The organism is Ruegeria sp. AA3 (assembly GCF_056542905.1).
The window spans coordinates 26,370-51,835 of the sequence record NZ_JBQGAQ010000003.1; the positions used below are offsets into that span (position 1 = coordinate 26,370).

The 25,466-nt window shown below is 56.4% G+C and carries 23 protein-coding genes; 16 read left to right on the plus strand and 7 right to left on the minus strand.

Features of this window, described 5'->3' with window-relative positions:
• Nucleotides 1-145: 145 nt before the first annotated feature.
• Nucleotides 146-1,297: a hypothetical protein gene (locus ACR0JR_RS06675; protein ID WP_480455525.1), complete on the minus strand. Its 1,152-nt coding sequence runs from the start codon at nt 1,295-1,297 to the stop codon at nt 146-148.
• A gap of 279 nt (nt 1,298-1,576) precedes the next feature.
• On the opposite strand from ACR0JR_RS06675, the gene lepA reads away from it, so the two are divergent.
• On the plus strand, nt 1,577-3,376 hold the full coding sequence (lepA, locus tag ACR0JR_RS06680; RefSeq protein WP_170782809.1) for a translation elongation factor 4: 1,800 nt from the start codon (nt 1,577-1,579) through the stop codon (nt 3,374-3,376).
• Nucleotides 3,377-3,430: 54 nt separating this feature from the next.
• Here the strand turns inward: lepA and ACR0JR_RS06685 are convergent, their stop codons facing one another.
• On the minus strand, nt 3,431-4,528 hold the full coding sequence (locus ACR0JR_RS06685; protein WP_480455526.1) for a manganese-dependent inorganic pyrophosphatase: 1,098 nt from the start codon (nt 4,526-4,528) through the stop codon (nt 3,431-3,433).
• Nucleotides 4,529-4,808: 280 nt separating this feature from the next.
• Here ACR0JR_RS06685 and ACR0JR_RS06690 point away from each other — a divergent pair, with 280 nt between their 5' ends.
• Both ACR0JR_RS06690 and ACR0JR_RS06695 read left to right on the plus strand, forming a co-directional pair.
• Nucleotides 4,809-5,129: a hypothetical protein gene (locus ACR0JR_RS06690; RefSeq protein ID WP_480455528.1), complete on the plus strand. Its 321-nt coding sequence runs from the start codon at nt 4,809-4,811 to the stop codon at nt 5,127-5,129.
• A gap of 130 nt (nt 5,130-5,259) precedes the next feature.
• Entirely contained in the window at nt 5,260-5,709 is a 450-nt protein-coding gene (locus ACR0JR_RS06695) for a hypothetical protein (RefSeq protein ID WP_170466098.1), read from the plus strand.
• Nucleotides 5,710-5,936: 227 nt separating this feature from the next.
• On the opposite strand, the gene ACR0JR_RS06700 is transcribed toward ACR0JR_RS06695, so the two are convergent.
• On the minus strand, nt 5,937-6,344 hold the full coding sequence (locus ACR0JR_RS06700; RefSeq protein WP_480455529.1) for a hypothetical protein: 408 nt from the start codon (nt 6,342-6,344) through the stop codon (nt 5,937-5,939).
• Nucleotides 6,345-6,971: 627 nt separating this feature from the next.
• On the opposite strand from ACR0JR_RS06700, the gene ACR0JR_RS06705 reads away from it, so the two are divergent.
• From ACR0JR_RS06705 to ACR0JR_RS06725, 5 genes are all read left to right on the plus strand, one after another.
• Nucleotides 6,972-7,478: a hypothetical protein gene (locus ACR0JR_RS06705; RefSeq protein WP_480455531.1), complete on the plus strand. Its 507-nt coding sequence runs from the start codon at nt 6,972-6,974 to the stop codon at nt 7,476-7,478.
• 212 nt (nt 7,479-7,690) lie between these two features.
• Nucleotides 7,691-8,311 (plus strand): 30S ribosomal protein S4, encoded by a 621-nt coding sequence (gene rpsD / locus ACR0JR_RS06710; RefSeq protein ID WP_170473046.1) that lies wholly within the window; start codon nt 7,691-7,693, stop codon nt 8,309-8,311.
• Nucleotides 8,312-8,605: 294 nt separating this feature from the next.
• Entirely contained in the window at nt 8,606-9,691 is a 1,086-nt protein-coding gene (gene hisC, locus ACR0JR_RS06715; protein WP_480455533.1) for a histidinol-phosphate transaminase, read from the plus strand.
• Complete coding sequence (locus tag ACR0JR_RS06720; RefSeq protein ID WP_480455534.1) at nt 9,688-10,608, plus strand: prephenate/arogenate dehydrogenase family protein; 921 nt, start codon at nt 9,688-9,690, stop codon at nt 10,606-10,608. The genes hisC and ACR0JR_RS06720 overlap by 4 nt, the downstream gene beginning before the upstream one ends.
• Nucleotides 10,605-11,426 carry an extensin-like domain-containing protein gene (locus ACR0JR_RS06725; protein WP_480455535.1) on the plus strand — a complete coding sequence of 274 codons (822 nt, stop codon included), beginning with the start codon at nt 10,605-10,607 and terminating at the stop codon, nt 11,424-11,426. Before ACR0JR_RS06720 ends, ACR0JR_RS06725 begins: the two co-directional genes overlap by 4 nt.
• On the opposite strand, the gene ACR0JR_RS06730 is transcribed toward ACR0JR_RS06725, so the two are convergent.
• Nucleotides 11,423-12,424, minus strand: coding sequence for a DUF2125 domain-containing protein (locus tag ACR0JR_RS06730; protein WP_170541397.1), 1,002 nt, complete (start codon nt 12,422-12,424; stop codon nt 11,423-11,425). The two genes, ACR0JR_RS06725 and ACR0JR_RS06730, sit on opposite strands and share 4 nt — an antisense overlap.
• Before the next feature lie 67 nt (nt 12,425-12,491).
• Here ACR0JR_RS06730 and ACR0JR_RS06735 point away from each other — a divergent pair, with 67 nt between their 5' ends.
• The 3 genes from ACR0JR_RS06735 (at nt 12,492) to ACR0JR_RS06745 (ending at nt 15,952) form a co-directional block, all read left to right on the plus strand.
• A complete protein-coding gene (locus ACR0JR_RS06735; protein WP_170772623.1) occupies nt 12,492-13,022 on the plus strand; it encodes a gamma-glutamylcyclotransferase in 531 nt (176 codons plus the stop codon).
• 68 nt (nt 13,023-13,090) lie between these two features.
• The gene (locus ACR0JR_RS06740; protein WP_480455537.1) at nt 13,091-14,269 is read left to right on the plus strand and encodes a biopolymer transporter ExbB; all 1,179 of its coding nucleotides are present in this window, start codon (nt 13,091-13,093) and stop codon (nt 14,267-14,269) included.
• A 3-nt stretch (nt 14,270-14,272) separates the two neighbouring features.
• Nucleotides 14,273-15,952, plus strand: a complete 1,680-nt coding sequence (locus ACR0JR_RS06745) for a peptidoglycan -binding protein (RefSeq protein WP_480455538.1) — start codon at nt 14,273-14,275, stop codon at nt 15,950-15,952.
• Nucleotides 15,953-15,966: 14 nt separating this feature from the next.
• Here ACR0JR_RS06745 and ACR0JR_RS06750 read toward each other — a convergent pair whose 3' ends face one another.
• From ACR0JR_RS06750 to gloB, 3 genes are all read right to left on the minus strand, one after another.
• Complete coding sequence (locus ACR0JR_RS06750; protein WP_480455539.1) at nt 15,967-16,575, minus strand: DJ-1/PfpI family protein; 609 nt, start codon at nt 16,573-16,575, stop codon at nt 15,967-15,969.
• Between the two features lie 89 nt (nt 16,576-16,664).
• Nucleotides 16,665-18,989 (minus strand): ATP-dependent Clp protease ATP-binding subunit ClpA, encoded by a 2,325-nt coding sequence (clpA, locus tag ACR0JR_RS06755; RefSeq protein ID WP_010441757.1) that lies wholly within the window; start codon nt 18,987-18,989, stop codon nt 16,665-16,667.
• 170 nt (nt 18,990-19,159) lie between these two features.
• Entirely contained in the window at nt 19,160-19,927 is a 768-nt protein-coding gene (gene gloB, locus ACR0JR_RS06760; protein WP_480455540.1) for a hydroxyacylglutathione hydrolase, read from the minus strand.
• 61 nt (nt 19,928-19,988) lie between these two features.
• Here gloB and ACR0JR_RS06765 point away from each other — a divergent pair, with 61 nt between their 5' ends.
• The 5 genes from ACR0JR_RS06765 to atpD all read left to right on the plus strand — a co-directional run bounded on the left by ACR0JR_RS06765 (nt 19,989) and on the right by atpD (nt 25,458).
• Complete coding sequence (locus ACR0JR_RS06765; protein WP_480455541.1) at nt 19,989-20,723, plus strand: class I SAM-dependent methyltransferase; 735 nt, start codon at nt 19,989-19,991, stop codon at nt 20,721-20,723.
• 302 nt (nt 20,724-21,025) lie between these two features.
• Entirely contained in the window at nt 21,026-21,586 is a 561-nt protein-coding gene (locus ACR0JR_RS06770; RefSeq protein ID WP_480455542.1) for a F0F1 ATP synthase subunit delta, read from the plus strand.
• Nucleotides 21,587-23,125 carry a F0F1 ATP synthase subunit alpha gene (atpA, locus tag ACR0JR_RS06775; RefSeq protein ID WP_010441761.1) on the plus strand — a complete coding sequence of 513 codons (1,539 nt, stop codon included), beginning with the start codon at nt 21,587-21,589 and terminating at the stop codon, nt 23,123-23,125.
• Between the two features lie 12 nt (nt 23,126-23,137).
• Nucleotides 23,138-24,013, plus strand: coding sequence for a F0F1 ATP synthase subunit gamma (locus tag ACR0JR_RS06780; RefSeq protein ID WP_170541380.1), 876 nt, complete (start codon nt 23,138-23,140; stop codon nt 24,011-24,013).
• Nucleotides 24,014-24,033: 20 nt separating this feature from the next.
• Nucleotides 24,034-25,458: a F0F1 ATP synthase subunit beta gene (gene atpD, locus ACR0JR_RS06785; protein ID WP_039537698.1), complete on the plus strand. Its 1,425-nt coding sequence runs from the start codon at nt 24,034-24,036 to the stop codon at nt 25,456-25,458.
• Nucleotides 25,459-25,466: the final 8 nt, after the last annotated feature.

The following is a 25,466-nucleotide window of genomic DNA, read 5'->3' on the forward strand; positions in this document are numbered from 1 at the left end:
CCTCGTTTTTTGCCTGCCCGGACGGGTCTTATGCCCCTCTCGGTCTGCGGCGGAGTATGAATCAAAGTGGATTCGGGATCAATCGGGTGGTTCGAAAAAGTGAATAGCTGAGTCTAAGAGGCTGGGTTTTATCCTTGGACGGCATTTACTTGTCGCCCGTTTCTCCGGTGTCCTTGGGTTTCAGCAATTCCTTTGCAGCCTGCGTTGATTTCATCTGATTAGTTATCAGCCCACCTACAGCTGCACCCGCGAGCGGTTGGCCCAACATCGCGCCAATTCCTGTTGCCGTCAAAACAATGCCTGTCGGTACCGTTGCTTCCGCCATATTTTCGGGAGACGAATAGTGCGCCAGTTTCGTCCACAAAACACCTCTGTAGTCGCGAAGCCATAATGCGATACGTCCGGTGAGATCCTCGCTTATATCATCGGTTGACTGAGGTAACGATTCAAGCAATTGCTGAAGGTGTCGATGAAAGTAGTCAGTGAACTCGAGAATTTCGCTGCGTATACCCGCTTCGAGCGAATTCATTCCTCTGATCTTTTCTCGAAAACCTTCAACTTGCTCGATCAACCCTGCGGTGGACACCACAATTGCATCACGATTCTGAACAACCGATTTCTTAACCAAGGATTTTTCGTAATCGGTTGGCCCTATGGGGGCACGAGCAGCTCGTTGCTGTTGCTCCAACTCTTTTCGAATGCGCTCGATTTCTGCGGCGACTGCATCCGGACCGGATTCCCAGATTTCATCGTGGATCTGGACGACTCTTCTTTGAAGTGCCGGTTCCAGACTTCGACCGTCTAAGAAGCTGTGAAACCATTCCGACCAAAATGACCAGCGAGGTTCAAAATCTAAGAAACCAGTTAGATTTTGGCTCAATTCTAACTCAGTTGGCGTCGCGGAAGTGGGCGCTGGCTTCGTCAATGCGTTAGAGAGCACTGAGCCTATGAATGCTGACCCTTTGGGGTGATTAACCAGAGCATTACGAGCTAGTTCAAATGCTTCAACTGCAAAACGGTCTTGGTCCGTATTTGTGAATTCCTTAGCGTAGAAGACTGCACATAGTGGTTTCAGCGCGTTTCCAATTCCATACAGGTAGGAGTTATCTGCAGTTGGAGTAGTGTCGTGATTCCCACTATCAAAACTCTGAGCATCAAAAGCGGATGAAAACTTAACTGATGTCGAACTGCCCCCAACATTGCGGACAAAAAACTCAGCGCAGCTAAATGCCAGATCAGCCGCATCAAAGTCTTCGGCGTTGGTCGTCTCTAGGCAAGTTTCGATAGTTAATAACATCCGCAAATAAGCTAGCGTGGTTAAAGCCGGTAGAGCTTAATAGTCATAAGTAAGGTTTTGGTCTTGCGTATTGGATGATCCGTCGGCAGCACCATGATTGCCATCTGCTGTACCTATTGACCGCATCTTGTAGGGTCCGGTCGCTCCAAATGCATACATCAGCTTCCGAAAGACTAGATGAGGCGAATTGGTGGATGAGGGTGTAAAAGAAGAGTCATACGGATCGTTCGTGCTTTCATCCATTGACCAAACTCCAGAATCTATACATATCCCCAACCCATGACAGACCTCGCTCATATCCGCAATTTCTCCATCGTCGCGCATATCGACCATGGCAAATCCACCCTTGCTGACCGGCTCATTCAAGAGACCGGAACGGTCAAGGATCGCGACATGAAGGAACAGCTGCTCGACAGCATGGATATCGAGCGCGAGCGGGGCATCACCATCAAGGCCAACACGGTTCGCATCGACTATACTGCCGACAATGGCGAGGCATACGTCCTGAACCTGATCGACACTCCCGGCCACGTGGACTTTGCCTATGAGGTTAGCCGGTCTATGCGCGCGGTCGAAGGCTCGCTGCTGGTTGTGGACTCGACCCAAGGCGTCGAGGCGCAGACGCTGGCGAATGTATATCAGGCCATCGACGCCGATCATGAGATCGTGCCGGTGCTGAACAAGATCGACCTGCCTGCATCCGATTGTGACCGCGTGGCCGAGCAGATCGAGGATGTGATCGGCATCGACGCGACCGACGCGATTCAGGTTTCGGCCAAGACGGGGCAGGGCATCCACGAGACGCTTGAGGCCATCGTGCAGCAGCTGCCCGCGCCGCAAGGTAATCTCGACGCGCCGCTCAAGGCGATGCTGGTGGATTCCTGGTACGACGCCTATCTCGGCGTCATCGTTCTGGTCCGCATCATGGACGGCACGCTGAAAAAGGGGATGCGGGTCAAGTTCATGTCGAACAACACCCTGCACCACGTGGACCGCGTTGGTGTCTTCCGGCCTGAGATGGAGATGGTCGACAGCCTCGGCCCCGGTGAGATCGGCTTTCTCACCGCCTCGATCAAACAGGTCCGCGACACCCGCGTTGGTGACACCATCACCAATGACCGCAACGGCACCGAAGACGCGCTGGACGGCTTCAAACCCGCGCAGCCCGTGGTGTTCTGTGGCCTCTTCCCCGTCGACAGTTCCGAATTCGAGGACCTGCGCGACGCGATTGACAAACTGGCCCTGAACGACGCCAGCTTCAGCTTTGAAATGGAAACCTCGGCCGCGCTGGGCTTCGGCTTCCGCTGCGGCTTCCTCGGGCTCTTGCACCTTGAGGTCATCCGCGACCGGATCGAACGCGAATACGATATCGAGCTCATCACCACCGCGCCCTCGGTGATCTATCACGTCTACATGAAAGACGGCGAGATGATCGAGCTGCACAACCCCGCCGACATGCCCGACCCGTCCAAGGTCGACCATATCGAGGAGCCGCGCATCAAAGCGACCATCCTTGTGCCCGACGAATATCTCGGCGACGTGCTGAAACTCTGCCAGGACCGCCGCGGCATCCAACTGGACCTGACCTATGCGGGCAGCCGCGCCATGGTCGTCTATGACCTGCCGCTGAACGAGGTCGTCTTTGACTTCTACGACCGCCTGAAATCGGTGACCAAGGGCTATGCTTCGTTCGACTACCAGATGACCGGCTATACCGAGGACAATCTGGTCAAGATGTCGGTGCTGGTGAACGACGAACCCGTTGACGCGCTGTCAACCATGGTTCACCGCGACCGGGCCGAGATGCGGGGCCGGGCGATGTGCGAAAAGCTCAAAGACCTGATCCCGCGCCACATGTTCAAAATCCCGATCCAGGCCGCCATCGGAGGCAAGGTCATCGCCCGCGAGACACTCTCGGCGCTGCGCAAGGACGTGACCGCCAAATGCTACGGAGGCGACGCCACGCGGAAACGCAAACTGCTGGACAAGCAGAAGGCGGGTAAAAAGAAGATGCGCCAGTTCGGGAAGGTTGATATCCCGCAGGAGGCGTTTATTTCAGCGTTGAAGATGGACAGCTAAGGCTGTCTATCTTCAATAGGTTGGCTACGAAATCAAATGTCACTCGTGACCTGATTAGTTCTCGACCGCGCGTTGTATTGCCGGACCAATCTGACGTTTGCGGGAAATTACGTCCTCTGCTTCCAGCATGTCGTTCGCGATCTCTCCGCCGAATGCGACAAGAACCAGGTCCTTGTCGGTGTCATTCCCCCACAGCATGTAGGATTTCTGATCGCGGGTATCGACAATCGCAAAGACCAGATGGTCCAGACCGCTCGCATTCTTTTGCGTTTCGATTGCGGCTTTTAACTCGTGCCGACGGTCGATCAGCTGCTGCGCTGTCAATGTCTCGGCAACCCCGATGCCGACATTCTTGCCGCCATACACGAAGTCCTTGTAGTCCAGCAGAACGATATCTTTAGCCGACAGCGCGCTTAGGTCGGATTTCGCCAGCAGCATGTTTTCCGCAAACGTATCGACATCCTCAATGCCGGCCTGCCGCGCCAGTTCCTGCACATAGTGGCGGTCGTAATCCGTGGTGGTTGGCAACGTCAGGTTGACGGTGTCGGACAGGATCGCAGCCATCCCGATGCAGGACAGAGGTGCAGGCAGTTCAACGCCAAGCATCTGCGCCTGATCGGCCAGTATTGTTGCTGTTGATCCCCATGGCCGCATCTCGATGCTGATGGCTTCAGACAGGTTGACCGGCGATCCCCCAAGCGCGTGATGGTCGATCAAGGCGACGATGTTTTCAGAGTCAATTCTGGGCGGAAGTTGTGTGCTTTGATTGAAGTCGACTAGCCCAACAGTCATTCCCGAGAAATCACCGATAGCCTTCGGTTCAACCGCGTTGCACTGTTCAATTGCGAACCGGGATTCTGGGTTGATCGAACCGGGAACTCCGGGCTGTCCGCCATAGATATGGGCTGCCAGCAAACTGGCACCAACCGAGTCGGTGTCTGGGTTGAGGTGTCCGGTCCAAACCAGCCCTTGTACGTTTGCCAGATCTTTTTGCAGATAGTCCAAAGCAGCCCCCTGCCGCTCGTTTGATTGCGCCCACGTCGCAGTTGCAACAAAACAGGTTGCCGCGATTGCGGTCACACGAATCCGATTGATGAGTGCCAATTTCGAGCGTGGGTCGGAATGGGTTTGTTTCGATGACATAAACTGCATCAGAGACCTCCGTCTGTTCGCTGATTGCCCGGCCTGTCGGTGCCAGAGATGGGCTTTGTGGTCGGCAAGTTTGGTCAGTGTTCAAGAGTCAGGTAAGAATTGACTCATAAGGCTCACATTAAACCAACATGAACAATCCTTTAGGAATTTTTGGGCGCTTCAGTCGAAAACCAATGAGCCCTTATCGGACATACTGATTGGCGACTGTGAACCACCTCACAGCCTCGACTGTGCCATCCTGCTACACTTGATCTCACGGCAATTCCGGCAGGAGGCGCAGATGTCCACATCCATGATCCCTATCATCGCCCTCGGGTCGGCGGGTCTCTATTCCGTGGCCATGATCGCGATGAAGTTCTGGTGGAAACTCCCCGGTGTGGGCCTTGGCCTGCTGATCGTCGCGACCCTGCTGGCCGGGGCGACGCTCGAACTCGCCGCGCTGCGCAACGAACGATTGGGCATCATCTATACCGGCATTCTGGGGGCCGAGGTGGTTCTTATCGCCATCGCCTCATTCTTTCTGTTCGGCGAGAACTTCTCGTATCGCGAGGCGGCAGGTATCGGTCTGGTCATCCTCGGCACTGCGCTGGCCTGGGCCTGACGCAAACATTACCGGTTCATGAAGTTTCCCTCAGGTAAGTTGTAACCGGCGCACCTCCGCCCAATCTGTATCCCACAGCAAGGATGTTCGCTTTTGAACTCCAAAGGGTCGCTTTTAGGAGGAGATCCCCATGACCAGATACATGACTGCCGGAGCCGCCGCTCTGGCCACGTCCCTCGCCCTCGGAACCGCAGCACTGGCCGATACCACACCGGATCTGCGCGGCACGTGGGTCGGGTCTTACACGACCGTGCAGCCCAGCCATTATTACAAGGGGGATCAGCCCCGCTTTAATCAGGCCGAATGGATGCTCGACGTCCAGATGCAGGAAGACAATGTCTTCTGGGGGCCCAGCAAGTGGCGTCGGGATGGCGATACCGAATGGAACGAATATGAGGCCACCGGAACCATCAGCCTCGATGGGTCTGGCTCGATCGGCATTGTTGAAACTTCCCCGCTGGTGATTGGCGCCAATGCGTTGATCGATGCGCGGTACGAGGACGGCAAGATCTTTGCCGATTTCCGTAGCCTGCGGAACGGAACGACCTACAGCACAGTTCTGGAACGTCAGGTGAACTGAAGCGTTTCCGGCCCGATCGGATGTTAAAGGGGGTTAATGCCGCTGAGATTTGTGACTGCGGCAGGAGTAGTAGGTACCCCGTTCAGGTCGGAGCGCTTCGCATCAACAATCGTCTCCATAGGGAGGAGACAGGCCGGGCGGCGATCTCGCCGCCCGCGACAGGGTCCAGACCCCGCGTTCGAGAATGCGGCGTTCCTCGGCACGGGTCATCTGGATCTCGCGGACCTTCAGCGCGGCGTCGCGCGCGGTGAGGTACCTGCCGTCCGGCCTTGAGAGTACCGCTTGATAGGAACTGAAACTATCCACTGCAGGGTTTCTGGGTAGCTTTCCCACTCCACTGGATCGTTTCGTGGATAGGGCTCATTGCCAGCCCATCGGATTCTCAAGGCTGCTGCCATGTACAGGTTGGTTGAGTTCTGATCCCGCAACATCTGGATTGCCTGATCAGCCAGATCTTTGGACGGGCAATAAGTGGACCAGGCACTCAGTTCGGTATCATCGTATAGCACAAAGAGGATATTCGGGGCACCTTCCGCGGAAGCCTTTGGCGCGACCCGAGCCCAATCGGATTCAGAATCCCTGACATTCAGTTCGATCGTGCCATTGAACCCGGGGTAGCCCAAGGGCCTCTTCATTTCTGGCACTTCCTGCGCCAGCAACGGTTAGTGCTCCGACGACTAAAATGCGACTGATCATCAACAGAAGTTCCCTTGAAATGGATTATTCGTGAAGCCAAGAGTTCTTTCTGAAAAATATGGTATCAAATTGAACGTTTAAACCAACCTGTGCGTGTATGCCTGTGAAAACCTTTGACCTTATAGCCAACGTGTACCTCAGCTGGTCGTCGCTGGGCAAAATGCATGCTTTCGTCAAAGGAATGTTCCAGTAAGACCTGTCGTGCTTGCTTTCCGAAATTGGATCTCGTCTACGCTACTTCTACGCACTATGGGCGATTTCACAGCAATGACCATTCATTGTTAGTGCTTTCGCAGAGGTCTTAAGATCGGATACTCTTGCCAATTACTTCAACGCACTCATCGGGAATTTCTATCACAAGATCGGCCGACTGCGGCACTCGAGTTATTTGATATTTGCAGGGCTGCATGCATGTAGCCTGGCGGCGAAACGGGTTAAGTCTCAAAGTGACTTTGTTCTTTGGCAACATTTTTGTGAATGCTGCATTTCGGTCTCTTTTCCGCCCATTTTTTCACTGATACACATGCAACATAAAAAGTTGGGCGAGTAAATGTACGGGCGGGTATATGGGAACCGGGTTTAACGGTCAGGTAGCGATATCTTGGTCGCAGACAGAGATTGACGGGCTTGAGGCGGCGCCTCTTGCCCATATGGTTGTCGGTGCAGCTTGGTCTTGGCGGGGCCGCAAGATCGAATTGTCGGCAGATGCTGATGTTTATGTTCAGAACGATGCATACTCAAATGTTGTATCAGCGCTGGCGGCACGAGCGGATGTTGCTTTTGACCCGCTTGCTGTAGCTCAGGGCTCGCTCGTCGAGCTGACAAATGGAGCGCAGAAATTCACTGCCGAGCTTGTGCAAATTGTCGGTGGTTCTTCTCTGATGTTGATTTTCAAGGACGGATGCCCCGAAGCGGATCAAGAGTTTTGGGTCAGTGAGGCGGCTGAGAATATGGAGCCCGCCGATATTGGATTTATCGATGACAGTAAGGTGATTGCCTTCCCCGGTTCTGGGGCTGGGGTGATCGCAATTCCCGCAGATATGCCAAAAATCGTGGGTGTTGCCGCTGAATAGCAGGCCGCACCGCTGAAAATTGTATGAATAATACGGAAAACGGCCCGACTGTTCGGTTCGGCATGTTGACTCTGGTAAAACTGCAGATATAAGCGCGGCTTCATTGGTGTTGGTGGCCCCCGCAAGGGGATGCCTGTCATGGGGGAAACCTCAAGAGGACAACGCCCTTCATAGTGGCCAATGTGGCCTCGACCAAACGAAGGAGATCAGCCGTGACCAAACGCACGTCTGCCAAGTACAAAATCGACCGCCGGATGGGCGAAAACATCTGGGGTCGTCCGAAATCCCCGGTCAACCGTCGTGAATATGGCCCCGGCCAGCACGGTCAGCGCCGCAAGGGCAAACTGTCGGACTTTGGTCTGCAGCTGCGTGCCAAGCAGAAGCTGAAAGGCTATTATGGCGACCTGACCGAGAAGCAGTTCCGCCGCATCTACGCCGAAGCTGTTCGTGTGAACGGTGACACCGGTGAAAACCTGATCGGTCTGCTGGAACGTCGTCTGGACGCTGTTGTCTATCGTGCCAAGTTTGTTGCAACCGTGTTTGCCGCGCGTCAATTCGTGAACCACGGCCACGTCAAAGTGAACGGCAAGCGGGTCAACATCCCCAGCTACCGCGTCAAAGAAGGCGACGTGATCGAAGTACGTGACAAGTCCAAGCAACTGGCTGTTGTTCTGGAAGCGGCTGCTCTGGCCGAGCGTGATGTCCCTGACTACATCGACGCGGATCACTCAAAAATGACCGCGACCTTCGTGCGTGCGCCAGGCCTGAGCGATGTGCCTTACCCGGTAGTGATGGAACCGAACCTGGTCGTCGAATTCTACGCGAAGAACTAATCTTCGCCGACCTGTAGAGTTTAGGGGCCGCGCTTACAGCGCGGTCTTTTTTATTTGGGGGGCTCTGCCCCCGTCGCTTTGCGACTCCCCCGAGATATTTTGAGCCAGATGAAGAGGCGGATCCGAGGAGGCACCATCGGTGAGCGTTGCGATATCGCAAGGGCTGAGCCGAGGATATCCGGGCATTTCATTCTGCTGAACCGGCGATGACCTGCTTCGAGGCGGTCTGAAGGAATTGCCGCTTTTCTCAATGCGATGAGAAGGGTAAGAGGGGCCACGTTATTGGAGCCCCTCATGAACCAGATCACCCCACAACCCGGCATTATGGACATCGCACTGTATCAGGGCGGGCAGTCACATGTTGAGGGCGTGGCTGAAGTCATCAAGCTGAGTTCCAATGAAAACCCTTTCGGACCAAGCCCCAAGGCAATCGAGGCCGTGCGCGATAGCGCAGCTTCGTTGCATCGTTATCCCAGCACCGATCACGCCAGCCTGCGCAACGCGATTGCTGAAAAGCATGGGTTGAACCCGGACCGTATTATATGCGGCGTCGGCAGTGACGAGGTGCTGCAATTCGTAGCGCAGGCCTATGCCGGGCCGGGCGATGAGGTGATTTATACCGAGCATGGGTTTTCCATGTACCCAATCATCGCGCGAATGGCTGGGGCGACCCCAGTCATGGTTTCCGAGCGGGATCGTCGAGTGGACGTGGATAACATCCTCGCTGCGGTCACAGGCCGGACACGGATTGTCTTTGTAACCAATCCAGGGAACCCGACTTCAACAATGGTTTCTGACGCAGAGTTGGAACGGTTGGCGCAGGGGTTGCCCACCGATTGCCTAATGGTGCTGGATGGCGCCTATGCAGAATTTGTCGACGGCTTCGATGGTGGGGCCTGGCTTGTTGACAAGTTTAGCAACGTCATCATGACCCGAACATTCTCCAAGGTGTACGGTCTTGGGGGGATGCGCGTTGGCTGGGGCTATGCAGCGAAAGAGATAATCGACGTGCTGAACCGCGTCCGGCAGCCCTTCAATCTGTCTTTGACCGCGCTGGCAGCCGCAGAAGCCGCTGTAGGCGACGAAGAATATCTGCGGTTCTGCCAGTCAGAGAATGCGCGCCTTCGCATTTGGTTGTCCGAGGAACTGGCCAAGGTTGGAGTGGCTTCAGATGCCTCCTGCACCAATTTCGTACTCGCCCGCTTTGCTGATCGGAACGAGGCTGAGGCTTGTGACGATTTCCTGAAAACTCAGGGTTTGATCGTTCGGCGGGTTGCGGGCTACAACCTGCCAAACGCTCTGCGGATTACCGTAGGTGACGAAAACGCCTGCCGCCGCGTGGTTGCAGCCATTACCGCGTTCAAAGGGGGCGCTGCATGACCCAGATATACGACCGTGTGGCGCTGATTGGGCTGGGCCTAATCGCATCCTCCATGTTCTGGGCGATCAAACGCGCCGGGCTTGCAGGCGAAGTTACCGGTTATGCCCGATCTGAGGCGACACGTGAGACTGCGCGTCGTATCGGGCTTTGCGACCGGGTATGCGATACCGCGAAAGAGGCAGTCGAAGATGCTGACCTAGTGGTCCTTTGTGTTCCTGTTGGGGCGATGGGAGCCGTGGCAGAAGATATCGCACCAGTTCTGAAGCCGGGTGCAACAGTTTCGGATGTCGGGTCGGTCAAGCGTCATGTGATCAAGGCTGTCTCGCCGCACATCCCCGATGGAGTCCATTTCATTCCTGCCCACCCTCTAGCCGGAACCGAACATTCCGGCCCCGAAGCTGGTTTCGCCGAGCTGTTTGACAACCGCTGGTGTCTGCTGGTGCCGGTAGAAGGTTCAGATATAGGCGCAATCGCGCAACTGCGCGCTTTCTGGGAAGGCATGGGTTCGAATGTCGATGAGATGGACGCTGATCACCATGATTTGGTTTTGGCCGTTACCTCGCATGCTCCGCACCTGATCGCCTACACGATGGTGGGTGTCGCAGATGATCTTCGGCGGGTTACAGACACCGAAGTCATCAAATACTCGGCCGCCGGTTTCCGCGACTTTACGCGAATCGCAGCCTCAGATCCGACTATGTGGCGCGATGTTTTTCTGACCAACAAGGACGCGACGCTGGAGATTCTAGGACGTTTCACCGAAGAACTCTTTGCACTTCAACGGGCTATCCGCACAGGTGACGGAGAGCAATTGTTCGACTACTTTACGCGCACACGGGCGATCCGCCGAGGCATTATCGATGCTGGGCAGGACACGGATGCACCAGATTTTGGGCGGGGAAAGACATCGACATGAGAGGCTTGAGCAGCGGCTTATTGATAGGTTTTGCCGTATTGACGGCAACGACTTCACATTCCGCTGCGCCTGAAGCCTCTCTTGTGCCGCTGACACGCCCAGCGAACTCCGAGGTGGTTAAAACCGTTGTCACTTCCAACATCCGCCCCATCCTAAGGCCTGATTCACCTCAGGTAACGGCCGCGGCGGCCCGACCGGTTGATCTCCCATTGTTGGGGCCAGAGAATTCGATCCGGCCATTTGTTCGACCAGAACTATTGGAACAGCAAGTTCTCTTCAAGAAACGCAAGCTGCGCAAAACCTCGGTGTGCGGTGACATCGACATACAGGGCAAGGCGGTCGGGCGCGTTAACGGCAAGATCAAAGCCTGTGGGATCAAGGACGCGGTTCAGATCACGTCGGTTTCGGGGGTCAAATTAAGCCGCCCTTCAACGATGGATTGCGGCACAGCGCAGGCACTGAACAAATGGGTCGACAAAGCCGTTAAACCCACGTTCAAACGACGTGGTCCGGTGGTCGAACTGCAGGTCGCCGCGCACTACGCTTGTCGAACGCGGAACAACCGCAAAGGGGCGCGAATATCCGAACACGGCAAGGGGCGCGCCATCGACATATCGGGTTTCAAGATGGCGGATGGTGAGGTGGTGACAGTCCTGGATGGTTGGCGCAAGAATCCGTCCAAGAAACAACTAACCAAAGTCTGGCGCGGCGCTTGTGGGCCGTTTGGCACGGTTCTGGGGCCAAACTTGGATCGCTATCATCGGGATCATTTCCACCTTGATACTGCGCGGTATCGCAGCGGTACTTATTGCCGTTAACGGAGAACTAGCCGGGGTGCAGGGCCAAGCGGCAGCGGCCCCAAGGCGACAAATCCGTCACGGAAATTCAGTTGTAAATCCAGCGCATTCGGATTGCCGCCCAAACCGGCCATGAACCCCAAAGCGCGGGTCACCGCATCAACTGCCTGATCAGGAAGTGCGCCTGCAGCATTTGCCATCGCGATCATATCGCGCCAGTTTTCCGCCTTCATCGCGATTTCACCGGTTGGGATGCCTTGTTCGTCTACATCCAATTCTCCGGTGGCGAACAGGCGCAACTCTCCCCATTTCACCTCTGCCAATCGCAGGTCGATCTCGACGGGTTGAGGGCGACGCTGCTCAAGCGCTGAGCGATCCCAGGGTTTGTCGAAAGTGACAAACATATCCAGCTCAAGTGTTTCGAACGATTGCGGTAGGGTCGAGGCTGAACGCATCAGACGCCTCAGATCATCACCAGGTGTAAATCCGTCGACATTTGCCGTAATCCCATAGCTTTCGGGTGCTCCGGATTGTTCCATCACAAGACCCAGCGTTTGACCACCAGCCTGCGGATCACCTTCGGTGGTCAGCAACCAGCGTTCAGAAGTCAGCGCCATTTTCTCAAGCACCAGTGCGACGCCAGGTTGGAGGTGCAGTTCGGCTTGTAGCTCCTCAGCCTGAACGGTTGTGGTCTGGTCGAAATAGGACAGGCGCTGTGGCGTGCTGGCAAAGCGCAGCATCTGACGGCCAGGCCAGATTGCTGGGCTTTGGAACTCGATCCAATCCGCGCTCCATGCAGTTCCGTTAACTGGATCGGCCAAAGCGGGGTTATCTAGGCGCGTGATGTGTTGAAACGGATATCCGGCTGTTGTCACGTCTGAGAAGTCAGCCTGCCAGCCCAGTTCCTGCTGCCTGTCAAACCAACCGGTCAGTGCGTTGCGCAGCCCGTAACCGGCCACAAACCAATACGCGCTCCACGCAAGGGCGATAAATACAAAAACGCGTATCAGACGACGCATGATGAATGGCCCTTTTTCCTGCCTCGGATTTGATGTTTATAGGGCCAAACAGGCAAGGACCAGTGCAATGACGATGTGGGTATTCGGATATGGATCGCTGCTTTGGAACCCGGGTTTCTCGGTAGCCCGCAGTGAACGTGCCACTTTGCATGGATATGCGCGGTCGTTTTGTATGCGTTCGATCCACCATCGCGGCACCGAAGAGGACCCCGGTCTGGTTCTGGCGCTAGACGAGCAGCCCGACGCGCTCTGCACTGGTTTGGCTCTGGCCGTCGAAGCAGGACATGAAGATCGCACCTTGGCGGAGCTGCGCGAGCGCGAGCTGATCTCGTCAGCATATCTTGAACGAATGCTTGATGTGCATCTGGACTGCGGGACGATCGTGAACGCAGTGACTTACGTAATCGACGCGCATCATGTTCAGTATTGCGGTGGCCTGCCATTGGAAGAGCAAGCCCAGATCATCGCCCATGCGGTTGGCGGGCGCGGACCGAATACCGAGTATCTCTATAATACCGCGTCGCACCTGACCGATATAGGGCTGCACGACCCGGACCTTGAGTGGTTGTCGCAACGGGTGCGGACAATCAGTGCATAAACTCTTGGCGTCGCGGGACGAACTTCGTTAGGTTCAGCCCAGAGCAGACAATACCAGGAGCCACGCGCATGGCGCAGGCACATCAGGGCGTGAGACCGCATTTCTCACAACCGATCCGTCAAATCTTGATGATGCTGATTGCAATCGGGCTGTCGGGGCTAGGCGTGTTCATGGCACTGCCCTATGTGATGCCCGTCGTTCAAGCCAATCTGTATCTTAACGGATTCATCCTGCTCGTTTTTGTCATCGGTGTTGCCGCCTGTTTTCTGCAAGTTACGCAGTTGATCGGCTCGGTTCGTTGGATTGAAGCTTTCATCGGTGGGGTCGAGCGGGACGATGTGCGCCCGCCGCAATTGTTGGCTCCACTGGCGTCGCTTCTACGTGAACGGGGTGCGCGGTCTCAGATCAGTTCCAGCTCAACCCGGTCAATCCTCGACTCCGTCGCCGAACGGGTGGAGGAGGAGCGTGAGATCACGCGTTATATCACCAACGTGCTGATCTACCTTGGTCTTTTGGGTACCTTCTTTGGACTGGCTACAACGGTTCCGGCCATCGTCGACACAATCCGCAGCCTGAACCCTCAAGAAGGCGAGGAGGGCTTGGCCGTCTTCAATCGTCTGATGACAGGACTGGAATCACAGCTGCAGGGAATGGGTGTTGCCTTTGGCTCGTCTCTACTGGGCTTGGCTGGATCACTGATCGTCGGCTTGCTGGAATTATTTGCAGGTCATGGCCAGAACCGATTTTACCGTGAGTTGGAGGAATGGCTGTCATCAATTACCCGCGTCGGATTTGCGGCGGGTGATGAAGGGGGCGCAGAACTGGCCGTGCTGACACCGGTTCTTGATGCGATGTCCGAGCAGATGGATGCCCTGCAGGATATGTTCTCGGCGCAAGAAGTTGACCGGATCAATGTCTCAACCAAACTGGGTCAATTGGTTGATGTGATCGGGGAAATGAACCAGCGGCAGGCCCAGACCGATGGCGTTACGGCGGCATTGGAACGTGTGGCGCTTGGGCAAGATGCACTGCTGGATCATATGCGCGAACACGGCGCGGGTGAGGGGATCGATGCCGAAAGCCGGATGCGCCTGCGATCGATGGATGTACAGCTACTGCGTATTCTCGAAGAGATTTCCGCCGGTCGTCAGGACAGCATGAACGAGCTGCGCAAGGACTTCGAGCTACTGGTCAAAGCACTCACTCTTCCACGCGGCGCGGTGCGTAGCTCTCCGGAAGGAGAGTAACGGATGGCGCTGTCCCGCCGCACAGGTCAACGGTTCTCGGGCTCGGTCTGGCCCGGTTTCGTGGACGCAATGACCGGCTTGCTGATGGTTTTGACCTTTGTGTTGACCATCTTCATGGTTGTCCAGTTTGTGCTGCGCGAGACCATTTCAGGCCAAGAGGATGAACTGACCGCGCTGTCCGACGAAATCGCAGCACTGGCTGGGGCGTTGGGGCTGGAAGAGCGGGAAAACAGCCGCCTTCAAGCTCGGTTGGGAACGCTGAACACGACCCTGAATCGGGTCGAAGATGATTTGGCGCAAGCACAAGGACGCATCACCGACTTCGAGGCGCAGGTCGCCGCATTACTTGCTGATCAGGAACGGGCACAGGGAGATATTACAGCGCTGGAAACTCAGCGTGATGAACTGCTGACTGAACAAGAGGCCCTCAATCTGGCGCTTGCCCAAAGTCGGGAGGAAATCGACGCGCAAGCCGAAGCCGCGCGTCTGGCCGCTGCACGGCGCGAAGCGCTTGAGGCCTTGATTGCCGACCTTGAAACCAACAAAGATGCTCAAGCCCTTCAAATCACTGAGCTTGAGCAACAACTGACCGAAGAAGAAGCCGCGCGTCTCGCCGAGGCGGCTGCGGCGGAAACCTTGCGCAATCGTTTGCAGGATGCAGATGCCGAGCTGACGGCGATGACACTCGCATTAGAAGCACAACGTAAGGAAGCCGAAGAAACACTGACCTTGCTGGCCGCAGCGCGAGCCGCGCAGGCAGAGTTGGAGCAGAAATTTGGCGAAATCAATGCCGAAGAGTTAAGAGCTCAGCTTCAGGCTGCGCTAGAGGCACAAACGCAAGCTCAAGCGCAGGTCGACGAACAAAAGTCACTCGCAGACGAGCGTGCTGCGCTCTTGGCTTTGGCACAAGATACACTTGCGTCAGAGAAAGAGATATCGGCAGAGGCGCAGCGGCAGACCGCCCTGTTAAATCAGCAGATGTCGGCGTTGCGCAGCCAGCTCGGATCCTTGCAGGCGCTTTTGGATGATTATGAAGATCGAAATGCGGCAGCTGAAATTCAGATTCAGACGCTGGGGCAGGATTTGAATGCGGCCCTCGCGCGTGCGGCCTCGGAAGAGCGCCGCCGGAGGTTGCTGGAAGAGGCCGAGCGTATCCGTCTTGAGGCCGAAGCCGAGGAACTCGCCGGTCAAAACCAGGAGCTGACAGCACAGGCGGAAGATCTGCAGCGTTACCGCTCGGAATTCTTCGGGCGTTTGCGGGATGTGCTGGGCGATCAGGAAGGTGTTCGGATCGAGGGTGACAGATTCGTATTCTCGTCCGAGGTTCTTTTTGCCACAGGCTCGGCAGAGTTGTCTGTCGAAGGCCGCCAAGAGGTCGCCAAGGTCGCCAATATTCTGCGTAGTGTCGCCGCAGAAATCCCTGGTGGATTGAACTGGGTCATCCGGGTCGATGGGCATACCGACAATGTACCGCTTGTGAGTACTGGACGGTATCGCGACAATTGGGAACTCAGCCAGGGCCGCGCTTTGTCTGTGGTGCGCTATATGGTTGATGCGCTGGGTATTCCTCCGGATCGGCTTGCAGCAAACGGGTTCGGGGAATTCCAGCCCGTTAACCCAGCGGACACCCCCGAGGCCCGTGCGCAGAATCGCCGGATCGAGTTGAAACTGACCGAGCGGTAAGCAGCAAACGGGTATCAGACCAACCCGTGAATTTGGGCAAAGGGATCGTGGCTCTTGTCCTTGTGCCACGAATACTCGCACCACTTGGCAACTTCCTCGGCTCTGTCTTCTCCGTGCATCAAGGCGATAGCGCCCAGCGTCATGTCCATACCGGCAGAAACTCCGGATGATGTCAGGAAGGGGCCATCTTCGACCCATCGCGCCTGAGGCACCCAGTCGACATTTGGCCCCTGCGTGCGGACCCACGAATACGCAGCCTTATTCGTGGTGGCGCGCCGAGTGTCCAAAACACCAGCTTTGGCAAGAAGGGCGCTGCCGGTGCAAACACTCAGGGTGAACTCCACCTTCTCGGCGCTGATCGAGATCCAATCCAGCAGGCGGCGATTCCCGACTTCGCGGCGCGTTCCGGTGCCGCCGGGGACGAAGAGGATATCATAATGGGTATCGTCGCTGATCGAGTGTTCGGCGATCGCTTTCAGCCTTTGGTTGCTTTGAATTGGCCCTGGGGTTTCAGCGACAAGTTCCAATTGGAAATCGTCCTCCAGAAGGCCGAACATCTCCATCGGACCAAAGACATCCAGCAATTCAAACCCGGGAAATATCAACGCACCGATTCTACGCAATTCTGCACCTGTTCTCAGCCGACTTATGCAAATGAAAAACGCCTGCCAAATGAAGTTGGCAGGCGTTCAAGCAGGTTTCAAGATTAAGGTCAGTCTGCTGTCAGCAGCGGGGGCTTGTCACCGGGTATACGTGGCTGATCGGGCCCCAGGATTTCAAGGCTCAATTCGCCTTTTTTGACCGAAACACGGACCACGCCACCTTTGGCCAATTTACCGAACAGCAGCTCCTCGGCCAGAGGCTTCTTAATGTGCTCCTGAATGACACGTCCCAGCGGACGTGCACCCATCTTGTCATCATAGCCCTTGTCGGCCAGCCATTCGGCGGCACGGGGGGTCAGATCGATGGTCACGCCACGATCCAGCAATTGAGCTTCAAGCTGCAGGACGAACTTTTCGACGACCTGCAAGATGACCTCTTTCGGCAGCGGCGCAAATGAGATCACGGCGTCCAGGCGGTTGCGGAATTCCGGCGTGAACATGCGTTCGATCGCTGCAGTGTCCTCGCCTTCGCGACGGTCGCGGGCAAAGCCGATGGCGGCCTTGGCTTGTTCCTGAGCCCCTGCATTCGAGGTCATGATCAGCACGACGTTGCGGAAGTTCACCGTACGACCGTTGTGATCGGTCAACTCGCCATGATCCATCACCTGCAACAGAATGTTGAACACGTCCGGATGCGCCTTTTCGATTTCATCAAGCAACAGCACACAATGCGGATGCTGATCGACGCCATCGGTCAACAGACCGCCCTGATCAAACCCGACATAACCCGGAGGGGCACCAATCAGGCGGCTGACCGCGTGCTTCTCCATGTATTCCGACATGTCAAAGCGCAGCAGTTCCACACCCAGCGTATCCGCCAGTTGTTTCGCCACCTCGGTTTTACCCACACCGGTCGGACCGGCAAACAGATAGTTACCGATGGGTTTCTCTGGTTCCCGCAGACCGGCACGGGCCAGTTTGATGGCGCTGGACAGCGCTTCGATGGCTTCATCCTGACCAAACACCACGCGTTTCAGCGAGGTTTCGAGATCTTTCAGAACCTCGGCGTCATCCTTGGTAACGTTCTTGGGCGGGATACGCGCAATCTTTGCAACCACCGCCTCGATCTCTTTGACGCCAATGGTTTTGCGTCGTTTGCTCTCGGCCAGCAGATGCTGTGCCGCCCCGGCCTCATCGATCACGTCGATGGCCTTGTCGGGCAGTTTGCGGTCATTGATGTAGCGCGCCGACAGTTCGACAGCCGTCTTGATTGCGTCAGCAGTGTATTTGATCGAGTGATGCTCTTCAAAATACGGTTTCAGACCACGCAGAATCTTCACGCTGTCTTCGACCGAAGGCTCGTTTACGTCAATCTTCTGGAATCGGCGGCTAAGCGCACGGTCTTTTTCGAAATGCTGACGAAACTCCTTGTAAGTGGTCGAGCCCATGGTGCGCAGTTTGCCACCCTGCAGCGCCGGCTTCAGCAGGTTCGATGCATCCATGGCTCCACCCGAAGTCGCTCCAGCGCCGATTACGGTGTGAATTTCGTCGATGAAGAGAACCGCATCGGGGTGTTCTTCCAACTCGGTCACAACCGCTTTCAGCCGCTCTTCGAAGTCACCGCGATAGCGGGTCCCTGCGAGCAAGGCCCCCATGTCCAGCGAATAGATAGTGGTTTCCGCAAGAACGTCGGGAGCTTCTCCAGCCACGATCTTATGTGCCAAGCCTTCCGCGATGGCTGTTTTGCCAACACCGGGGTCCCCTACCAACAGGGGATTGTTTTTGCGGCGGCGACACAGCACCTGGATGCAGCGTTCAACCTCGTCCGAGCGTCCGATCAGCGGATCAACATCTCCCGCGCGCGATTTTGCGTTCAAATCGATGCAATACTTGCCAAGCGCGCTTTCCTTTTGATCGGCCTCGCCAGAGGTGGTCTGCGCTTCTTCTTCGGCTTCATCCGCACCAGTCACCGGCCGGTTTTCACCATAGGCCGGGTCCTTTGCGACACCGTGGGCGATAAAGTTCACCGCGTCATAGCGGGTCATGTCTTGCTCTTGCAGGAAATAGGCCGCGTTGCTTTCGCGTTCGGCGAAGATAGCGACCAGAACATTCGCCCCGGTCACTTCGGTGCGGCCAGAGCTTTGAACATGGATCGCTGCACGCTGGATGACACGTTGGAACGCAGCCGTTGGCACGGCCTCGGACCCGTCTATGTCGGTGACGAGGTTAGACAGGTCTTCGTCGATGAATTCGACCAAGGTGCTGCGCAACTCATCAAGATCAACGCTGCATGCTTTCATAACGCGTATCGCGTCGGGTTCTTCCAGCAGCGCCAGCAGCAAATGCTCTAGCGTTGCAAATTCATGTCGCCGTTCATTCGCCGCCGCAAGGGCCGCGTGGATGGCTTGTTCAAGTGTGCTCGAGAATGAAGGCACGCGGGTGCTCCTCTGTATTGGGCCGGAAGGGGGCCTTAGGCCGGATCCCCATCCCAACCATGTCCTCATACTATTAGAGTTTGGTTGATCGTGGCCCGGCTTCAAGGGTTTTCTTTCACTTGACAGTCACATTTGTTGTGACCGTGGCCGTGATAGGGGCTTGAAAGGCACTAAAAGTGGTCTTTTCGGGCACGTATTTCGGCAAAAACCGACGCCGGGTCAGAATTTTTCATACCCAGATGGGCCTGAATCACCGGATCCGCAGCGCGCAGAAACGGATTTGTCGCCTTTTCCTGCCCCAAAACTGAGGGCACTGTGGGTTCTCCGGCAGCGCGGGCGCGGTTGATATCGGCCACGCGATCCAACAGGGCAGGGTTGTCAGGATCGATTGTCAGGGCGAATTTGGCGTTTGACTGCGTATACTCGTGGCCCGAGCACACGATTGTTTCATCTGGCAGGGCCGCCAGCTTGCTGAGAGAGGCCCACATTTGTGCGGGCGTGCCCTCGAACAACCGACCGCATCCCAAAGCCATCAGGCTGTCCGCCGTAAAGACGGCGCCGGATTCCGGCATGTAGAATGCAATGTGCCCGACGGTATGACCCGGGACATCCAGAACTTCGACCGGTTCGCTGCCTATATAGAATGTGTCACTTTCAACAACTGCCTGGTCGAGTTTTGGCAGCCGGTGTTCATCCGCCTTTGCGCCGATCACGCGCGCAGGTTGTTTTTCCAGTATGCCACTCAATCCATCCACATGGTCCCAATGGTGGTGAGTCAGCAACACGTGGCTTAATTGCCAGCCTCGCGCCTCAAGTTCCGCCAGAATCGGAGTGGATTCTGGCGCGTCAACCAATGCGGTCTCGCCACTGACGGGATCGTGGGTGAGAAAGGCATAATTGTCGCTGAGGCAGGGGACGGTAACGATCTCAAGAGGCATGGCCTTTTGCCCTTTCATTGCTAGACTGCGCCCAGCTAAGCCGATTGACCGGGTGTCCGCAATGCATCTTGATGTGCAGGATCTGAGGAATTTTTACTATCGCAGCACCTTGGGTCGCGCGGCCCAAGCGGCGATCCGTGGGCGACTGGTGGATCTTTGGCCCGAAGCCAAAGGGCAAACTGTGGTAGGCTTTGGTTTTGCTGTACCTTTGTTGCGGCCCTACCTCAAAGATGCACGTCGTGTGATCGGCTTGATGCCGGGGCCGCAGGGCGTAATGCCATGGCCAGCGGGAATGCCCAATGTCTCGGTTCTGACCGAAGAGACGATGTGGCCAATCGAAACTGGTCATGTAGACAAATTGGTAGTGATGCATGGTTTGGAAACTTCGAACCGCCCGAGTCAACTGCTTGAGGAATGCTGGCGCGCGTTGGGACCCGGTGGGCGGGCATTGTTTGTCGTGCCAAACCGGGCAGGACTTTGGTCGCGTTCAGACCGGACGCCGTTCGGCTTTGGGCAGCCCTATTCAACAAGCCAGCTTGAGAACCAACTGCGCGCGCATCATTTTGTACCCGAAAGCCATTGCTCGGCGCTATATCTTCCGCCCTCGTTTCGTCGGTTTTGGCTGAAATCAGGTAGCCTGATCGAAAAAACTGGGCAGCGGATTCCAACCGTCATGGCCGGTGGGGTACTGATGGTTGAGGCGACCAAGCTTATCCGGCCACCCAGTGGAAACGTCACCAAAGACGCCGCGAAACGTCCGATCAAAGCGCTGGATGGTTTGTTGAAGCCTGCGTGACAATCCGGCGCGTTTCGAATGGAAAAAATGCGGGAAAAAGGTCACAGGAATCGCAAAAACCTGCATATTCGTAACATTTTTCAACTGCCGCAATCGGTCCAAAGGGTCGCACTTGGCTTAAGTGTATGAAAAATATGGATTTGTGGATAAATCTGTTACCGCTATAGCGTATTGCTTGGTTGGAACACCTCTGCTACATCCCCGGTGATTTTGATCCCCGCCCTAAATGGACGGGGTTTCCTCACGCCCCAAGGTAGCGGCCGCTACTCGAAATCGGGGCCTCAAATATCGGAAGGGTGGACGTGTCCGAACCAGCTTCGATTTCCACAGGCATTGCCGAGCGCTATGCCACCGCGATCTTCGAGATCGCGAAAGAGAATAATGACCTCGCAGGTCTGGAAACCGGAATCAACGATCTGGCAGCAGCATTGGGCGACAGCGCCGAATTGCGCGACCTGATTGCATCGCCTCTGGTTTCGCGCGCCGAACAGGAAAGCGCAATCACCGCAGTTGCCGACAAGATGGGCCTGCATGCCATCCTGCGCAATACGCTGGGTCTAATGGCGCAGAAACGCCGCCTGTTTGTTGTACCGCAGCTGGTACAGGTTCTGCGCGACATGCTGGCGGATGAGCGCGGCGAAGTGACCGCCGATGTCGCCTCGGCCAAGGCGCTGACCAAGACTCAGATGGAAAAACTGTCCAAGACGCTGTCCGAGCGTGTGGGCAAGACCGTAACAATCAATGCGACCGTTGATGAAAGTCTCATCGGCGGTCTTGTCGTTAAAGTGGGCTCGAAAATGATCGATAGCTCGATCCGTTCGAAGCTGAACTCCCTACAGAATGCAATGAAAGAGGTCGGATAAATGGGAATCCAAGCTGCAGAGATTTCTGCAATCCTGAAGGACCAGATCAAGAATTTTGGTCAGGAAGCCGAAGTAGCCGAGATCGGCCGCGTGCTGAGCGTCGGTGACGGGATTGCCCGTGTATACGGCCTGGACAACGTGCAAGCGGGTGAGATGGTCGAATTCCCCGGTGGCATCATGGGCATGGCGCTGAACCTGGAAAGCGACAACGTCGGTGTCGTTATCTTCGGTTCTGACCGTGACATCAAAGAAGGTGACACTGTTAAGCGCACCAACTCGATCGTGGACGTTCCGATCGGTGACGAACTGCTGGGCCGCGTTGTTGACGGTCTGGGCAACCCGCTGGACGGCAAGGGCCCGATCAATGCCTCCAAACGTGGCGTTGCAGACGTTAAAGCCCCCGGCATCATCCCGCGTAAATCGGTGCACGAGCCGATGGCAACCGGCCTGAAATCGGTTGACGCGATGATCCCGATCGGCCGTGGTCAGCGGGAACTGATCATTGGTGACCGTCAGACCGGTAAAACTGCTGTGGCTCTGGACACCATTCTGAACCAGAAAGTGTATAACGACGCAGCAGGCGACGACGAGTCGAAGAAACTGTACTGCGTTTACGTTGCGGTTGGTCAGAAGCGTTCGACCGTTGCGCAGCTGGTGAAGAAACTGGAAGAGTCCGGCGCGATTGAATACTCGATTGTTGTGGCCGCGACCGCTTCCGACCCGGCACCGATGCAGTTCCTGGCGCCTTATGCCGCGACTGCGATGGCTGAGTACTTCCGTGACAACGGTCGCCACGCGCTGATCATCTATGATGACCTGTCGAAACAGGCTGTATCGTATCGTCAGATGTCGCTGCTGCTGCGTCGTCCGCCCGGACGTGAAGCCTATCCTGGCGACGTTTTCTACCTCCACTCGCGTCTGCTGGAGCGTTCGGCGAAGCTGAACGAAGACTTCGGTGCAGGTTCGCTGACCGCTCTGCCGGTTATCGAAACTCAGGGTGGTGACGTTTCGGCGTTTATTCCGACCAACGTGATCTCGATCACCGACGGTCAGATCTTCCTGGAAACCGAACTGTTCTACCAAGGTATCCGTCCTGCTGTGAACACCGGTCTGTCGGTTTCGCGTGTGGGCTCCTCGGCTCAAACCGATGCGATGAAATCGGTTGCTGGTCCTGTTAAGCTGGAACTGGCTCAGTACCGCGAAATGGCTGCGTTTGCGCAGTTCGGTTCGGACCTCGACGCCGCAACTCAGCAGCTGCTGAACCGCGGTGCGCGTCTGACCGAGCTGATGAAACAGCCTCAGTACTCGCCGCTGACCAACGCCGAAATCGTCTGCGTCATCTTCGCAGGCACCAACGGCTACCTCGACAAGATCGACGTATCTGACGTTGGCCGCTATGAGGCTGGCCTGCTGGCGCATCTGCGCGGCAAGCACGCTGACCTGCTGAAGTGGATTACCGACGAAGATCCGAAGATCAAAGGTGACGCAGCAGACAAACTCAAGGCAGCGATCGACGAATACGCCGCGACCTTCGCTTGATAGGGGGTTCCGATGCCTAGTCTGAAGGACCTTAAAAACAGGATCGAGTCGGTCAAATCGACCCGCAAGATCACCAAGGCCATGCAGATGGTCGCGGCTGCAAAACTGCGCCGCGCCCAGGAATCTGCCGAAGCCTCGCGCCCTTATGCCGAACGGTTCAATGCCGTGATGGCGGGGCTGGCGGCGTCGGTCGGGGGCAGCGACAGCGCTCCCAAGTTGCTCCGTGGTACGGGCAGCGATGATGTCCATCTGCTGGTTGTGATGACAGCTGAACGCGGCCTGTGTGGCGGCTTCAACGCGAACATCGCCAAGCTTGCCCGCGCCAAAGCGGACGAGCTGCGCGGCAAAGGCAAGACGGTCAAGGTTTTGACCGTCGGCAAGAAAGGCCGCGATGCGCTCAAGCGTGATTTTGGCGATCTGTTCGTTGGGCATATCGACCTGAGTGAGGTCAAGCGCATTGGCTACAACAACGCGCAAGACATTGCCAAGGACGTCCTGTCACGTTTCGACGGGGGTGAGTTCGACGTTGCCACGATCTTCTACTCGAAGTTCGTCAACGTTGTGACCCAGATCCCGACGGCACAGCAGGTCATCCCCGCCTCGTTCGAGGAAACCGAGGATGACGACAGCGGTGCCGTGTTCGATTACGAGCCCAGCGAAGAGGCCATTCTGGCCGACCTGCTGCCCAAGGGGGTCGCGACCGCGATCTTCTCGGCTCTGCTCGAAAACGGAGCGTCTGAACAGGGAGCACGGATGTCCGCGATGGACAACGCGACACGCAACGCGGGTGAAATGATCGACAAGCTGACGATCCAGTTCAACCGCTCGCGTCAGGCCGTGATCACCAACGAGCTGATTGAAATTATTTCCGGCGCCGAAGCGCTGTAGAGACATACCGGAGACGAAACATGGCGAATGCAAAAGGCAAAGTCACACAGATCATCGGGGCCGTCGTCGACGTGCACTTTGAAGATCAGCTGCCTGAAATTCTGAACGCGCTGGAAACCACCAACAACGGCAAGCGCCTGGTGTTGGAAGTTGCTCAGCACCTGGGTGAAAACACCGTCCGCACCATCGCAATGGACGCGACCGAAGGTCTGGTCCGTGGCGAAGCCGTCACCGACACCGGCGCACCGATCTCGGTTCCGGTTGGTAACGCCACCCTGGGCCGCATCCTGAACGTGGTTGGTGAGCCGATCGACGAAAAAGGCCCGGTTGAAGCAACCGAGGCTCGAGCGATCCACCAGCCCGCGCCGACATTCGACGAACAGTCGACCGAGTCGGAAGTTCTGGTAACCGGCATCAAGGTTGTTGACCTGCTGGCCCCCTACGCCAAAGGCGGTAAGATCGGCCTGTTCGGCGGTGCCGGCGTTGGTAAAACCGTTCTGATCATGGAACTGATCAACAACATCGCAAAAGTGCACTCGGGCTTCTCGGTGTTCGCAGGTGTTGGCGAACGGACCCGTGAAGGGAACGACCTGTATCACGAGATGATCGAATCGAACGTTATTAAGCCGGACAACCTGTCAGAATCGCAGGTTGCCCTGGTTTACGGTCAGATGAACGAACCTCCGGGAGCACGTGCACGTGTTGCTCTGACCGGTCTGACTCTAGCCGAGCAGTTCCGCGACCAATCCGGTACCGACGTTCTGTTCTTCGTCGACAACATCTTCCGCTTTACACAGGCGGGTTCTGAGGTGTCGGCTCTGCTGGGTCGTATTCCTTCGGCGGTGGGTTACCAGCCGACACTGGCTACCGACATGGGCGCCCTGCAGGAACGTATCACCTCGACCAAGTCGGGCTCGATCACATCGGTTCAGGCGATCTACGTGCCTGCGGACGACCTTACCGACCCTGCGCCGGCAACCTCATTTGCTCACTTGGACGCGACCACTGTTCTTAACCGTGCGATCTCGGAAAAGGGTATCTACCCGGCGGTTGACCCGCTCGACTCGACCTCGCGTCTGCTCGATCCGGCCATCGTTGGTGAAGAGCACTACAAAGTTGCGACCGACGTTCAGCAGATCCTCCAGCGCTACAAGTCGCTGCAGGACATCATCGCCATCCTCGGCATGGACGAACTGTCGGAAGAGGACAAACTGACCGTGGCCCGTGCCCGTAAGATCGAGCGCTTCCTGTCGCAGCCGTTCGACGTGGCCGAAGTCTTCACCGGTTCGCCCGGCGTTCAGGTTCCTCTGGATGTGACCATCGCGTCGTTCAAAGCGGTTGTCGCTGGCGAATACGATCACCTGCCCGAAGCGGCCTTCCTGATGGTTGGCGGCATCGAAGAAGTGATCGCCAAAGCGGAGAAGATGGCCGCAGAAGCCGCCTAAGGAGTATC